This window comes from Mycobacterium sp. Marseille-P9652 (assembly GCF_902652685.1).
GTDB lineage: Bacteria > Actinomycetota > Actinomycetes > Mycobacteriales > Mycobacteriaceae > Mycobacterium.
Window position 1 is genome coordinate 25,418 of sequence record NZ_CACRUY010000009.1, and the last position, 14,723, is coordinate 40,140.

Annotated in this window: 12 protein-coding genes and 1 pseudogene; 6 read left to right on the forward strand and 7 right to left on the reverse strand. The window is 63.7% G+C overall.

The window, feature by feature from the left end:
* Positions 1 to 82 precede the first annotated feature (82 nt).
* The 3 genes from GPY60_RS07515 to GPY60_RS07525 all read right to left on the reverse strand — a co-directional run bounded on the left by GPY60_RS07515 (position 83) and on the right by GPY60_RS07525 (position 2,861).
* Complete coding sequence (locus GPY60_RS07515) at positions 83 to 946, reverse strand: glycosyltransferase (RefSeq protein ID WP_197283584.1); 864 nt, start codon at positions 944 to 946, stop codon at positions 83 to 85.
* A gap of 46 nt (positions 947 to 992) precedes the next feature.
* Positions 993 to 1,163, reverse strand: a complete 171-nt coding sequence (locus GPY60_RS07520) for a hypothetical protein (protein ID WP_156687021.1) — start codon at positions 1,161 to 1,163, stop codon at positions 993 to 995.
* A gap of 585 nt (positions 1,164 to 1,748) precedes the next feature.
* Positions 1,749 to 2,861 carry an acyltransferase family protein gene (locus GPY60_RS07525; RefSeq protein WP_231639456.1) on the reverse strand — a complete coding sequence of 371 codons (1,113 nt, stop codon included), beginning with the start codon at positions 2,859 to 2,861 and terminating at the stop codon, positions 1,749 to 1,751.
* 1,126 nt (positions 2,862 to 3,987) lie between these two features.
* Between GPY60_RS07525 and GPY60_RS07530 the strand changes: the two genes are divergently transcribed.
* A complete protein-coding gene (locus GPY60_RS07530; protein WP_156687023.1) occupies positions 3,988 to 4,479 on the forward strand; it encodes a GtrA family protein in 492 nt (163 codons plus the stop codon).
* An 82-nt stretch (positions 4,480 to 4,561) separates the two neighbouring features.
* On the opposite strand, the gene GPY60_RS07535 is transcribed toward GPY60_RS07530, so the two are convergent.
* Entirely contained in the window at positions 4,562 to 5,026 is a 465-nt protein-coding gene (locus GPY60_RS07535) for a hypothetical protein (protein WP_197283585.1), read from the reverse strand.
* Between the two features lie 88 nt (positions 5,027 to 5,114).
* Here GPY60_RS07535 and GPY60_RS07540 point away from each other — a divergent pair, with 88 nt between their 5' ends.
* Positions 5,115 to 5,906, forward strand: a complete 792-nt coding sequence (locus tag GPY60_RS07540; protein ID WP_156687024.1) for a class I SAM-dependent methyltransferase — start codon at positions 5,115 to 5,117, stop codon at positions 5,904 to 5,906.
* A gap of 45 nt (positions 5,907 to 5,951) precedes the next feature.
* Here the strand turns inward: GPY60_RS07540 and GPY60_RS07545 are convergent, their stop codons facing one another.
* A complete protein-coding gene (locus GPY60_RS07545) occupies positions 5,952 to 6,953 on the reverse strand; it encodes a glycosyltransferase (protein WP_156687090.1) in 1,002 nt (333 codons plus the stop codon).
* A gap of 29 nt (positions 6,954 to 6,982) precedes the next feature.
* Positions 6,983 to 8,122: a DegT/DnrJ/EryC1/StrS family aminotransferase gene (locus GPY60_RS07550; protein WP_231639444.1), complete on the reverse strand. Its 1,140-nt coding sequence runs from the start codon at positions 8,120 to 8,122 to the stop codon at positions 6,983 to 6,985.
* 542 nt (positions 8,123 to 8,664) lie between these two features.
* Between GPY60_RS07550 and GPY60_RS07555 the strand changes: the two are divergent.
* Positions 8,665 to 10,272, forward strand: a pseudogene (locus GPY60_RS07555) (FAD/NAD(P)-binding protein); the annotation flags it as partial.
* A 106-nt stretch (positions 10,273 to 10,378) separates the two neighbouring features.
* On the opposite strand, the gene GPY60_RS07560 reads toward GPY60_RS07555, so the two are convergent.
* Positions 10,379 to 11,086: an acetyltransferase gene (locus GPY60_RS07560; RefSeq protein WP_156687026.1), complete on the reverse strand. Its 708-nt coding sequence runs from the start codon at positions 11,084 to 11,086 to the stop codon at positions 10,379 to 10,381.
* Between the two features lie 188 nt (positions 11,087 to 11,274).
* Between GPY60_RS07560 and GPY60_RS07565 the strand changes: the two genes are divergently transcribed.
* The 3 genes from GPY60_RS07565 (at position 11,275) to GPY60_RS07575 (ending at position 14,711) form a co-directional block, all read left to right on the forward strand.
* Positions 11,275 to 12,798, forward strand: coding sequence for a hypothetical protein (locus GPY60_RS07565; RefSeq protein ID WP_231639446.1), 1,524 nt, complete (start codon positions 11,275 to 11,277; stop codon positions 12,796 to 12,798).
* Between the two features lie 136 nt (positions 12,799 to 12,934).
* Complete coding sequence (locus tag GPY60_RS07570; RefSeq protein WP_156687027.1) at positions 12,935 to 13,696, forward strand: GAP family protein; 762 nt, start codon at positions 12,935 to 12,937, stop codon at positions 13,694 to 13,696.
* Between the two features lie 40 nt (positions 13,697 to 13,736).
* A complete protein-coding gene (locus tag GPY60_RS07575) occupies positions 13,737 to 14,711 on the forward strand; it encodes a glycosyltransferase family 2 protein (protein WP_255457214.1) in 975 nt (324 codons plus the stop codon).
* Positions 14,712 to 14,723 lie beyond the last annotated feature (12 nt).

Sequence of the window (14,723 nt, forward strand, 5' to 3'; positions counted from 1 at the left end):
AACTGCCTTTGCCGACCGGACCGATCGCTCAGTTGTTGTAAGCCGGTGCCTCAGATATCGACTGCAGTCTTTTCACCGAGCCCTAGCTCGTTTTGCTGGTATCGGGGTGACTGTTCGCAGCGGACGAGGTGGGGTGCATCCGCCGGCCAAGCCAGCGGTACACGGCATGGCGTCCGAAGGCGTTCACACGGGCACGCGCGCTACCGATGAGCACGTCCCGCCGACTGACCAGTTCAGGGTAATCAGCGGCCAGAACGCGAAAGAATTTGATGACCTCGGTGGCCTGCAGTTGTATTTGCATACCCACACTGGCCTGAATACCGCTGACGCGGAATGCCCACAGCGGCTGGGGTACCGCAATCAAAGTGCCTTTGCTATGCAGTAGCAACGTGGAGTAGGTGGCGAGATCCATCAAAAACGGAAATCGGAAATCCCAGCCACCGGCGGCAACGAAGGCGGCGCGTCTGAAGAGCGCCGATGGCGGCTCACCGTAAAGGTTCGTGCCGGCGAGCACGCTGCGCCGGATAGCCTCAGGTCCGGTGATTTCACCGCGCAATCCGCCCAACCCGCGGTTGCGCAGGACGATCCCACCTGACGCATCGATAACGTCTCTGGAACTGACAGCCAGCACCGCTGAAGGGTGCGCCCTCAGCTCATTCACCAGTACCTCGAGGTTATTGGGATAGAGAATGTCGTCGGCGCAGACCGCTTTGATGAACTCACCAGTCGCGAGACTCGTGACGGTTTCGAAGTTCACCGTTGCCGGAGCTCTGGAAGGCAGTCGGGTCAATCGCACCCGCGGATCGACGGTGTAGCGCTGTAGGGCCTCCCAGGTCCCGTCATCGGAAAGCCCGTCCGAAACCACGAGTTCGAAGTCGGTGAATGTCTGCGCCAAGATCGACTTCATGGTTGCATCGATGAACGCGATGCCGTTGAACACTGGCACGACGACGGAAACTACTGGCGCCACGATGCTGCCTCCTATTGCTCGGCTACGCGGAGTTCGGCGGGATGGCGGCGAACGCGAGACCCGACTGAGTGGACCACCCGCACGACACGATCACTGTGACCAGCTGCGACAGTTGGATGTACCCCCGAAGCGCATCCTTTACGTCATGGCCGGGCACCACCACCGGGAGCGCCGGGGTAGGGACCGGGACCATGCGCAGCAATTTAGTTCTTAACTCAGTCTGGCGCTAAGTTTCGCACAGATGGCGCGGCACACCCGAGAGCGTGGACCGCCCAAGAGCATCCGCCTACTCCCCAAGCGTCGCTTGCTGAAATGGAGAGCAAGGCATGACCATTTCCAAGGCTGTAAGCGTGGCCACGGCGGTGAAAGCCCGCGTGGGGCGGCCCGTTCTCCTCAACCTCCGCCCCCTGCGAGACCGCCGCGCCGACGCGGCGGGCCGCCGCGTGGTTTGTGGCGCCGACACCACCTTCGCGTTCAACTCCTGGACGGTCCCCGACGAGTTGGACGCACTTTGGGCCGATCCCAGCGTGTCGCTCGCCAACGCCCGACGCGAGAGCTCGTTCTGCCGATCCTGCTGCAGCAACCTGAGAGTGAGACGGGATCGCCGAGGTCCTCCTCGATCTCTACGGGAACGCCGAGTATGGGATGAATCGTGTACACCGGGCTCGTACACGCCCACTCGCCTATTCGCGTCGGCGGACCCGCTGCCTTAGGACCGCGATTCCGCTTCTCTGTCCGCCCACTTGGCCATACAGGCGAACGGGACATCGCGATGGACTTAGTCAGTTGCCGATGGTCTAACCGCAAAACCGTCTACCCGGGCTGGCGCATCCCCGGCCGGAACAGTGCCCCTCCGCTTGAGACGAGATTTTAAAGACATCGCGGGCTTCTCGACCAAAAACCAGCTCAGTGCGGCTAGCGGCAAGGTGGCGATCGTTGCAATGATCGTGAAAACAATCGGGTTCAGACTCACGAGGCCACAGATGACCAGCAACTGTTGGATCGGCCATCCGTAAATGTACACGCCGTAGGACATATCGTTACGTAATCTCAAGCGCTTGTTGTGGATTAGGGCACCCGAGACGATGACGGCGTAAGCCAGCGGAACGGCGGCGACTACGCGGTAATTCGGCAGCAGGCCGGCCGCCAGCACGATGACGACGCTCACCGCGACGAGTGACCATCGAGCGCGAATCACGTTTCGGAACTGATGCAGGAGCGCTCCGGCAAGAAACATCACAGCGAAACGCGCACACATCTGCGGGACAGTTGGCATTGCAGAGATTGGGTACGAAATCAGCGCGGCACACGATAGTGCCAGTGCGAACGCCACCGGAATAAGCCACCGGCGACTTAGGAGTCCGACTACGCCGAGACCGGCAACAGCGATATAGCAAGTCACCTCAAACGGGAGGGTCCAGAGAGAACCGTTCCACTCACCCGGCCGCGGGACCCCGCGCGGTGTTCCGCCGATACCGTGGTGGAGTACATTCAGCACGCCGTTGTCTAAGACGTAGTCGATCGGCGCGCGGGAAAATAGCAGGTCCGCGGCCGAACCCCCCTGAATCGCCACACCCAGCGGAGCGATGATAAACGCGATGACGACCAGGCAGACCCACAAACCGGGAAAGATGCGAAGACCTCGAGCGACCAAGTAGTTGCGGAGCTGCGGCTTGCTGAGCCAACTTGATGTGATCAGGAATCCTGAGATCGCAAAGAACCCATCGACCCCCACCTGATCAAGAAGTTGCTCAGCCGGCGCGTACCGCACCTCGCGGCCGGTGATTGGGTAGGAGTGGCACAGGATAACCGATGTCGCCAGCGCTAACCGCCACGCGTTCAGCGCGTTCTCGCGAGGATCGAATACCTGCCCGAGTTTGATGCTCCCCATCCGTCGCCGCTTTCGCCAGCGGCTGACGATGGTATTGACGCCAGCGATTTCAGAGTTCGTGCTCATAGCAAATGATTCCTACGCGTTCAATCGGGCGAACTGACCTTGCCCGTCTGCAATGCCCCGGAAGCGCAGCGAACTAGACCACTCCCTGGACTGCCAAAGCCGCCGCGGGACACCAAAGACCGTAAAGCCTGGGCTTTTGTAGCGCTCACCGATACGACTGGGACCACGTCGAGGTCTCGGCAACGCCGCCCCAATCCCGCCCATGATCAACAAGCGTGAACACCGTGTCATTGGGCTGCAGACCGGCGCTCTCACTCAACATGGCTGAACGGAAGGCTCAATCACCTGCAACAGGTTACCTTGGCCAGCACCGCCGCACCCTTAGATTGGAAAGTTACTTGGTTTTCCGTACGGCTTCATCTGGGAAGGTGTTGCTTCGCCGTCACCAGCTTGTGCATGAGCTGCTCGGAGCTGTGCCGCTTCCTCTCGCCATGACTTCCGTCGAGCCTTCCTGCCCATGTCGTAGGCCGCAAGACCCTCACACGCCCTTGATCGACTAACCGGGTTTAAGCCACATCACTTGTGGCCCTTTCCGGTTCGTGTCCGTAACACCACCAATCTTTCCCCGCGGCGTCGATGACATCTCTGGAACTGACAGCCAGCACCGCTGACGGGTGCGCTCTCAACTCCGCGACCTGCACCTCCCAGCAGAGAACCTTCACCGGCAGTGCCGAAGGAGGGGCCGAAGTCATGCGCGCCCTCTGGTTCAGCAAGCGGTGTTTGCGGCCCGAGGTGTGCATCGCCGACAGCGCCGAACAGGCCTCGGATGCGGCGATCAATGCGCGGGTGCGCCGACGACGGCACCGGCGCCGAGACCATATTCGCGGTCGCGTCCGCGGGTGACCGCGTTTGCCTAACGTCGAGATGATGAGGTATTCGGGTATTTGTCTGTGGGAAGCGCTCCGATACGAGGGAGAGGGATGGAATCGTACAGCTGGCGTAGTCGGCTAGGCTTCCGCGATGCCCTGGCATGGACGACCGACCGGGAGCGGCGCATGCACCCCGACGCCGACGCGCTTATGGTGACCTTTGGGCAGGTCGCCGCAGTCGAAGGACTCGAATGACTGAATTCGATCTGCCGCCCGAATCGGCGCCGCCTGGACCGCTGATCCGGTTCGTCCGCGACCAGCGGACCGCTTTTGTGCTGGTAGGAGGCATCAACACCGCGGTCGGCTTTGGGATCTTTGTCGCTTGCTCGCAGACCGTTGGCCATTTCGTCGACCGTAGGTTCGGCGCGATCGCCGGAACCCTTGTCACGATCGTCATCTCGCACATACTCAGCGTGTTATTCGCCTTCGTCATGCATCGACGGTTCGTATTTCGTGTGGAAGGCCACGTGCTGCGGGACCTCTTGCGCTTCGAGAGTGTCTACGTCACCACGTTCGGCATCAACGCCGTCGCCTTACTTGTCCTCGTCGAACTGGGAGTGCACCGGATACCAGCGCAAGCAATCGTCTTTGTGCCCACCCTGCTGCTGAACTACCTCGGTCACCGCTACTTTTCCTTCCGGCGAAGTCCCGCCGGAACTCAGGACGAGTCGCCGCGAAATTAGAGCAGGTAGCCGAGGGTGTGAAGGAGATCGCCGCCACGGCCCCGGCCCCTCGCCAGTTGCGCTGTACCTCTCGCCGACCTGTTTATGGTTGATCACGCGCGCCGAGCACCCCGCGTGCGCTGATCTCGATCTGACGATCAAGCGAAGCGCTCGCCAAACCCCGTCTGTGGCAACGCCGTTCCCAACCCTGGCCGTCGGAGTAATGCCTATCCAGATCAGGGGTATCCACCTCGTCGCGGGTGATCACCGCGTCAGGTCGCACGACGGCGGCGATCCGCGTGGCGAGTTCGGCCATCTCCATCAGTCCGCCGCCGCTGTCGACCGTGGCGGGACCCACGCCACCCTCCGCGACGCCTATCGCGAATAGCTCTTCGGCGAGCACGTAGCGGCGAAATACTGTACGGCGCGCCATGATTCGGATGGTTCCCGCATCAGCATCCCGGATCATCGAGCCCAACGCGTAGCCCTGTGGCTTCTGCACGTGGGCGCCCGAAATGCTCCGCGCGCGCAGGACAACGGGTATCGCACCGCTTTCGGCGGCGGCCACCGATTCTGGGCAGCGTCCAATCGGCCAGGAGTCGCCGTCATGCCAGCCTCGGTGCCATTGCCGACACCGCTGTTGTTGAATGAGACGCATGCTGCTCTCGGACACCGGCCGGCGTGCTGACCGCCTCATCCGTCGCGCGTACTACGTGGGCCGAGGTCAATGCAACATATGCGGGAGCCGCGTCCGCTTCAGGAGCGTGAGTCGCACGGTCGGCGGCACGCTGGCCACGTACGGTTGCCCCTACTCACTCGACGAATTCGAGACTCTGAACCACCGCCGGTACCTCTGTCCGGTGTGCGGCTCCGTCGACCGGGACCGGCTCTACAAGCTGTATATCGACCGCTTTCTTCCGCCCGACGGCGTCCGGCGGGTGCTGGAATTCGCGCCGTCGGCGCCCCTTTCGGCGTACCTGCGCAGCCGCGCCGACTTCCAGCACCGCACTGCGGATCTGATGATGGCGGGCGTCGACGACGTCGTCGACATCACCGACATGCCGATGTACGCAGACGCATCGTTCGACTTCTTCATCTGCTCCCACGTCCTCGAACACGTCCCGGACGACGGCCGCGCCCTGAAAGAGCTGTACCGGATACTGGCGCCCGGCGGGCGTGGCATCGTCATGACTCCCATTGCGCCTGAGGGCAGCTTCGACGAAGACCCGGCGGTGACCGATGAATCCGAGCGGTGGCGCCGCTTCGCCCAAGGGGATCACGTGCGGCTCTACGATCGCTCCACGCTCCTCTCACGAATCCGTCAGAGCGGGTTTGAGGTTGCGAGCCTGGACTCATCGACTTTCGGCGACGAGACGTTTACCCGGCACGCCATCGCGCCCGGCTCGGTGCTGTACGTCGTGCGCAAGCCGGAGGCCGACGCCGTCTGACAGGCCGACCGTGGTTGGGCGGCGCTAACGCCAGTCGCCATGCGGCTAAACGGGACTGCCGGCCTTCTCCCACTGGTGCTTGAGTCGGCCGGGGGATATGTCGACGAGTCCCCTGCGGCTCGGTGAAGCGGCGGCGAGCTTGCGGCGAATGGTCTTGAACCGTCGCCTCGGCGTCGTCCACCGGTGCTGCAGTGCCAGCATTGCGGACCGGGGGTGCCGTGTGATGGTGTCCAGCAGCGCCGCGCGCCCCTCCGGGCCCGGGACCTTCGCGATCTCGCGCAGGACCCAGTCCGCCTTGCGCGCGACGAGATCCTCGCGCACGGCGTCGCCGCGGACCACGTCGAACATCGCGTCGAACAACGCCGCGTGCCCGAGACCTCGCCTCAACCAGAACCGTCGGGGGTCCGCGTCCCTGTTATGCCACATACCCTCAGCGTGGCGGCGGTAGACGGCCATCGTGTCGGGCAGCATGACGATGTCGCCGTGGACCGCGTGCCGGACGTGGAGGTACCAGTCCATGGGCATGACGTCGACGGGGATGTCGTCGTAGCGCGCGAGGCGGCGGTAGATGACCGAGTTGGTCTGGATGAAATTCCGCGAGATGAGGGTCTCCACGCTCAACCTGCCGCGAATTTTGAGTGGCGGGAATTTCGAGTCTCTGGCGTGGCCGTCGGTCCAGGTCATCCGCACGGGATGGAAGCACACCGCGGTTTCGGGATGCCGGTCGAGGAACGCAACCTGCTTGGTCAGCTTCAGCGGATCGATCCAGTAGTCGTCTCCCTCGCACAGAGCGAGGTACTCGCCTCGAGCGGCGCACAGCGCGTCGGTGAAATTCGCGTAGGTGCCGACGTTCTCGGACCGCAGGATAGGACGGAACAGGTGCGGGTGGCGATCCGCGTACTCCCGGATGATCGCCGGGGTGGCGTCGGTCGAGGCATCGTCGGCGATGATGAACTCCACGGGGAAGTCGGTCTTCTGGGCGACGAAGCCGTCCAGGGCCTCTCGAATGTAGGCCTCATGGTTGTAGGTGATGGACACCACGCTCACCTTGGTTGGGTTCGCGGGTGCCTGTTCGGTCACCGCGAGCTCCCTTCCTGGACGGCGGCAACGACGCGCGCGACATCTTCGGGGGCCATGTTGTCGTGGACCGGCAGTGAGACGATTCGCGAGCAGATGTCCTCTGTGACGGGCAGGCCGGCTGACTCCACCTGAGGGTTTGCCTTGAAGTACGGCTGCAGGTGCAGCGGCGGGTTGTAGTAGTCACGGGCCTGGACCGCGTGTTCACTCAGGCTGGCGAGCACCGCGGCCCTGTGGTCGGCGGACGTGCAACATGCGCTCGCGAAACAGAGCGAAGCGGCGTCGGCGTTCGGCTGGAACCGCAGACCCGCGCCGCTGAGCTCGCCTCGATAGCACTTCAGGACGTTACGGCGGCTCGTGAGGCGCCGATCGAGCCCGACCAGTTGGCGCAGGCCGATGGCGGCGTTGATCTCTTGCAGCTTGCCGTTCATCCCGAGCTGAGTGGACTCCCGCCGCGACGCCGTGAAGCCGAAGTTCTGAAAGCGATTCGCCTGTTCGACGAGCCGCGGGTCGCGAGAGGCCAGCGCGCCGCCCTCACCGACCGCGAACGGCTTGGTCGCATGAAAGGAGAAGATCTCGCAGGCGCCGCGGCCGCCGAGGCGTTCGCCGTCGGCGTACATCGAGCCAAAGCCCGCCGCCGAGTCGACCACCATGGGCAGCTCCCACTCGGCGGCGAGATCCTCCCAGCTACCGATGTCGGGGTTGCCGACGCCGAACGTGTTGGCGACCAGGATGCCGGCGACCTGGTCGCGGGAGCGCTCGAGGACTGCACGGGCGGAGGCCGCGCTGGGCTGCCATGTGACGGGGTCGATGTCGATGAACCACGGGCGGTAGCCGGTCCACAGAGCGGCCTGAGCCACCGCGATGAACGTGAACGACGGCATCAGCAGGTAGCTGTCCTGCGCTCCGGGACCGAAGGTGATGTCGAGTGCTGCGAGGAGCGCCACGGTACCGTTCGCGAGGGTGGCCACGTGCCGGTCAGGTCCGAGGTATTCGCCCAGGGCGCGGGCGAACTGCCGCTCCTTCGGGCCGAAGTTCGTGTACCAGTTGGCGCGAACGATGTCCTCGAAGTCCTCGGCGAGCTCGGCCGGCCCGGGAAAACTCGGGCGAATGAAGGGAATCTCAGAGGACTCGGTCAAAAGCGAGTCCCCCTTCCTTAACGGCGGCGACGACCCGTCCCGCTTGGATGCCATGTCGTCGTGGATCGGCAGCGACACGATTCGCAATCAGATGTGCTCCGTGACTGACAGATTCGCGAACTCTACCACCTGGGGGTTCGCCACAAAGTACGGATGCCGGTGTGTAGTGGTTGTTGTCGTCGACATGCCTGAAGTGCGTGTTCGCGCAGACTGGCAGGCACGGCGCCTTCTGGACAGTGGACACGGAGCACGCGCTCCTGAAGTAGAGTGCCGAGCCCTCGGCAGTGGGCTGGAATCGCAGAACTGCGTCGGTGCGGCCGCTCCTTTGGGCCGAAATTCATGTCCAGTGCCTGGTTTGATGATTTGATGTCTCTTGCAGCTGTCGAGGCGACGAGAACGGGCCCGGCCAGGCGCAAGGAAGAGCATTGCGGGGCATCCGCGGGCCGGATATGTCGCCGCACCCGGGAATGACTTTCCTGTGTGGGGCGACTTCGTCGAAACCAGACGTAAGTCTGGCGAACTGAATCTTAGGGAGACCACCCATGGCAGACGATGGCCACGGTGCGAATACGTCGCGCCTGTCGCCTGAGCCAACCACTGTCTTCGACATAGCGTTCATCGGCAGCGGCGTCGCATGCTCCATGACTCTGCTGGAACTGGCCGAGATTTTGCTGAGGCCCGGGCTGCCGCAGCCCAGGCTGCGCATTGCGGTGGTGGAGCGGGACGAGGAGTTTTGGTCGGGAATTCCCTACGGTCGGCGTACCAGTGTCCGCTCGCTCGCCATTCAGAAGCTCGACGATTTCGTCACCGGGCCCGAAAGGTCCGCGTATATCGCCTGGTTGGAACGCAACAAGGCGCAATGGCTGGCATCCTTCCAGGAGCATGGGGGTGAGGCAGCGGCGTGCTGGATCCGCGACAACCGCGAGGCTCTGGACGCCAACAGCTGGGGTGGGCTTTACCTGCCGCGGTATCTCTTCGGGGTTTTCATCGCGGAACAGGTAAATGCCGCCATCGCGGAGCTTCGCGAGCGCGATCTGGCCGAAGTCGTCACCATCCATGCCGAGGCCATCAGCGCCCGGGCCGCACAGGGCCACTTCCTAATCGGCCTCAGCCCGTGCGGAGAGGGGCCGACGGAGATCGAAGCGGGCAAAGTCATCGCGGCGATCGGCAGCCCGCCTACCAAATCGATCGTCGAGTGCGGTTCCGACCCCGCGTTCACCTATATCGACGATTTCTACTTGCCCTGCGAGGAGACCAATCTGCAGCGGCTGCGCGAGTCGCTCGACCGCATCGAGCCGCGCGAGAAGCGCAACGTGCTGGTGGTGGGGTCCAATGCCACCTCTCTCGAGGCGCTTTACCTCATGCGTCACGACACCCGGATCCGTGAGCGAATCCATTCCATCACCGTCGTCTCGCGCTCGGGCATGCTTCCCTACAAGATCTGCGACGAGCCGCCGGAGTTCGAATTTCCGCGGCTCAACGCGCTGCTCGGTGAGGAGACGGTAGAGGCGGCAGATCTTATGTCCGCGATCCGGGCCGATCTGGGAATTGCCGAGGAACGCTCGCTGAACCTGGCTGATTTGTACGACGCCATCGGCGTCTTGGTGGCGCAGGCACTGGCGCAGATGGATATCGCGCAGCAGGAGGAGTTCTACTGCGTACACGGCATGAACTTCACCAAGTTGGTGCGGCGCGCGGGGCGTGATTGCCGCCAAGCATCGGAGGAATTAGTCGCGGACGGCACGTTGAACACGCTGGCCGGCGAAGTGTTGCGCGTGGAACCGTGTGCATCCGGCCAGCCGTTCGCCACCATGATCTACCGCGCCGGCGGTGCCGAGCATGTGCATCCCGTACCTTTCTCCGTGGTGGTCAATTGCGGCGGTTTCGAGGAACTGGACGCATGTTCCTCGCCGTTTCTCGTCAGTGTGATGCAGAACGGCCTTTGCCGACCCAACCGCACCAACCGGGGCGTCTTTGTGAACGACGATTTCGAGGCGAGCCCGGCTTTTTACTTCATCGGGCCGCTGATCGGCGGGAATTTCAATTCCAGAATCCGCTTGTGGCACGTGGAGAACGCGCCCCGCATCCGCTCGTTGGCGAAATCGCTGGCTGCCACCCTCGTTGCTTCGCTGGAGCAGACCGTCTCCGCTCATGTTGCCGCGGGCACCCAGAAGCTCCCGGCGGGGAGTCTGGTGAGTGCGTCGATGGTGCCCGTTCCCGTGGTTGCCCGTGAGGGCGAGCGAGGGGCGTAGGGCGCTACCCGGCCGGCGTGTTTGGCCGTATCACCCTCGCGGGCGTTCCGTAGGCCACCACACCGTCCGGAATGTCTTTCAGCACAAGCGAACTGGCGCCGACCAAAGCGTCGGCCCCAATGTTGACGTCCTCGAGCACCACGGCGCCTGGGCCCACCCAGGCTGCGCGGCCGATCGTCACGCGTCCCGAAATGTGCACGCCCGGCGCGATGTGCGCGCCCTCGGCTACACGGCAATCGTGGTCAACGCTACAGGCCGTATTCAGAATGACATTCGCGCCGACCTTGGCCCCCGTACTGACGATGGCGCCCGGCATGACAATTGCTCCCGGGCCAAGCTCCGCGTTTGGCGCTATAACCGCCGAAGGATGCACGAGGTTAGGCATCTCGAAGCCGAGTGAGCGCACCAGGGCGGCGGACTTCAGCCGCCCCGCGCAATTGCCGAACGCCACCGAAGCCAGTGCCAGTCCCTGTTTCTTCAGTTCCGGGAGCAAATCAACTCCACCCAGTATTGTTTTGCCGCGGAATGTGGTTCCGTGGCGGGCGGGATCGTCGTCCAGAAAACCAGCGACCTCGAATCCGTGCGCGATCGCTATATCGAACGCAACTGTAGCGATGCCTCCGGCTCCCAGAAAGATCAGCTTTTGCGTCAGATTGCACCCTTCCCGGATGAAAAGCCAGCGCCTGATCGCACTCGAATCGGTGCGAGACAACGGTTTTCGTTATATCACACTGCCGACAACCAGAGCCGATGTGCCGGCCTGCAAATCGTGCAGTCGCTCGATGGCGGCCACAACGCCGCAATCTTCATCATGATAGATTCCGGGCGGCCACGGGAAAGGAGCTGACCATCCGTAGCGTTTGCGCGCGGCCCGCCGTCGTAGATGTCTCGGTTGCCGCCGTGCTCGTGGTAGCCACCGTAATCCTGCGCGGACACGCGATCACCGACTGGCGATTCCTCAACCCTGACGAGACGGGGCTGTTGGTCTGGGGGCGCGCCGCGCTGCACTCTCCCGTCCCGTTCAGCACCTGGCAATTTGCGACCCTCGGCCCATTCTGGCCACTTTTCCTCGCCGGGCTCGCCGCGCTCGGCGCCCCGCTGACGTTTGCCTTCGCACACATGCTGACGGCAATTCTGTTGGCGCTCACCGCCGCAGTCTTCTTCGTCGCCGGGTCCCGCGCCATCGGTCGGGGACCCGCGCTGGTGGCCACGATGGTGTGGTGGCTACCTCTCGCGACGACTTTCGGGTTGGGCTTTCCGGAGGCTTACAACACGCTGAGCACCGAGTACTTGCCGGTACTGCTCGTTGTGGCGTCGGCGCTGGTGCCCCGCGAACAGTTGGCGGCGCGGCCTTGGCTGTTCGCCGTCCTCGGCCTGTTGGCCGGCCTCGCGATCGGCGCGAAGCCTCAAGTCGCTCCGCTGGCCGGCGCGTTCGCCGTGGCGCAGGTTATTGTGCTGCGCCCCAACGTGAGGCGCATCGTCGTGGCGGTGCTGTGGTGGCTGGTGGGCGCGATCCTGCCATTGGCCGCGATCGCTTTGGTCGTCGTGGTCTCACCGGCGACCAACTGGACGCTCGTCGAGCAGAACTTCTCCGCCGTGTTGAGCTACGGTGCCGGCCCATCCCTGGTGCAGCGGTTCGCAGTCACCTTCGGGTCGCTCATCGCGCCGGGCGGTTATATTCTCGTGGCGCTAGCCGGCCTGATCTGGCTGGCCCGGCACAGCGACAGATCGTCCAACGTGGCCCGCGTCGTCCTCATCACGGGCGGGTTGGCGGCCATGCTGTTCGGCGGCAGGGGTTTCCCCCCTTACAACATCCTGTTGTTCGGGGCCGGCGCCCTGGCCGCCACCATGCCGGTCAACCCTGACGCCAGCTTGCTCCCGCCGCGGATGACGCCGAAATTAGTGGCCGGGGCACTCGCCATGGTGGCGGCTCTCGTGCTGGTAGCCGGTTACCTCACCAACACTTGGCGACCAACGCCACCCCGGATGGCCCTGGCCGCTTTCTCACCTAATTCGGTCCACCGCAACCCGATAATGGCCCGAGAGTGCCCGCCCGGGTCGAGAGCCATGGTCTGGGGCTGGGCGGGTGAACTCTATATCGAACAGGACTGGCAGAGCACTACGCCCTACACGATTGTGGGCGGGCTGGTCTACAGCGATGCGTTAAAGAAGTCGGCTGAGCCGGTGGTCCGTGCCAGCATCGACCAGGCAAAGTGCGTGGTCGATACATCGAGCGTGAAGCGGGCCAAATGTCCCGGCGAGAGCCTCGACGCCCCAGTGCCTGAGTGCCTTCCGGAGAGGATAACGCTGTCGCGGTTCTATCCCGAACTCTTCGCGCTCGTGGCCCGGCAGTTCCACGCCATCTCGGTCGACGTCCCCGGCTGTGAAGGCTGCGTGCTTTACGTGCGCAACGTCCCGTCGTGAGCGGCGGCGCGCACAACCCGCTGACGGGTCAACAGCAGGCGTCGGTCGCGGCGGGTTGTTGCTGTTCAGGACATACTTTTTAGCTTTTTCTCAGTCGCGCCACGGGAAGCGCCACGGGCTAGTAAAGTCCCCCTTGATGTGGACGATAGTCGTGGTGTGCGGGCTAGGCATGGCGATTGATCCCGTGCGGATTGGTCTCGCCGTGATCATGATGTCGCAGCGGCGACCCTTCAGAAATCTCATGGCTTTCTGGTTGGGTGGCGTAGTGGCTGGCGTCGCCGTTGGACTGGCCGCGCTGGTGGTGATGCGTGATCTGACAACTATGGCGTTGCACTTCGTCGTGGACGTATTGACGAGGGTCAGGGTCGCCACCGTCATCTTCATGGGCGGGCGTTTGCAGATCGCCTTCGGTGTGCTCGCGTTCGTGATCCTTGCAGTGATGACGATCCGGGCGCGCACCGCGGCGCGATTGAGTGTCGGCGGGGCCGATATGGGCGGTGGCCATGTAGCCACGCTGGTGGAGGAGCGCCCGGCGAACGTATTCCAGCGATTGGGAGCCCGAAGCCACGACATCCTGAGCGGGGATCGCCTCTGGCCACCGTTCTTCGTGGGCCTTTGCTCGTCGTTTCCGCCTTATGAGGGCTGGTTGGTAGTGGCCGCGATCGGCGCCTCGGGAGCCGCGGTGGGCACCCAGTTCGGCGCGCTCATGCTCTTCATGCTGCTGCTGCTTGCCGTCATCGAGATCCCGCTGCTCTGCTATCTGGCGGTCCCGGCGAAGACCCACGCGGTGGTGGAGCGCATCCACGAGTGGATGAGGACCTATCGCCTACAGCTCACCCAAGCCATCATCGGCTTCACGGGCGTTATGTGTTTGTTCCAGGGTGTGACCAGTCTCTGAGTCACCCGCGGACCGGCACGATGACATCGGCTGTGTTTCGGTGAACCTGAACGGCATTGACCAACCGTCGTCGAGTCCGCTGGTCTCGGTCTGCATTCCGATGTACAACAACGGCGCAACGATCGAGCGTTGCCTGCATAGCATCCTGGAGCAGGACGGCGTCGACTTCGAGATCGTGGTGGTTGACGACGATTCGTCCGACGACGGCCCCACCATTGCCGCCGGGATGCTGCGGCCGCAAGACCGGCTGGTGCGGAACCAACCCCGTCTGGGCCTCAACGGAAACCACAACAGGTGCCTGGAACTGGCTCGCGGCAGGTGTGTCCAGTTCGTCCACGGCGACGACTGGCTGCTGCCCGGTGCCTTGGCGACGCTCTCCCGGTGCTTCGACGACCCGGCCGTCGGCTTGGCGTTCGCGCCACGGCAGGTGGTGGGCGACGACGAGCGATGGCGGCGCAGATACGGCAAGGTGCACAAGCACTTCCGGAATCTGCGCGAACGCAATGACGGGCCGTCGTTGGTGCGACAACTGGTGCTGAGCGGCGGAAAGCACAACTGGGTGGGCGAACCAAGTTCCGTCATGTTCCGGCGCCGGCTTGCCCTTGATGTAGGCGGTTTCCGCGACGACATCTACCAGATGGTCGACCTGGACATGTGGCTGCGGTTGATGCTGCGCTCGGTTGTGTGCTTCGTGCCGCACGAACTGTCGGTGCGCAGTCACATGAGGGGAACGGAAACGACGCATGTCATGAGCACCTGGCGCAATGTGCTCGACCAGCTACGCATCCTCAGCTGGCTGGCCGTTGATCCGGCGTCGCCCCTCTCCGTCCGGATCATCGCGCTGCTATGGTGGGTGCCCGCATGGCTGAGGCTGGCCGTCGAAGTAGCCGTATTCGGGCCGCAGCGGAGGATGCATCTGAAGACGTTGGCGGGGGCGCCTTCCGCGTTCTCCCACGCTCGGCGGGTGCGAGACGGCCTAACCGCGAAGCCGGAGACACCGCTGGCCTCCGGCTGAGCGTGCGGCTCG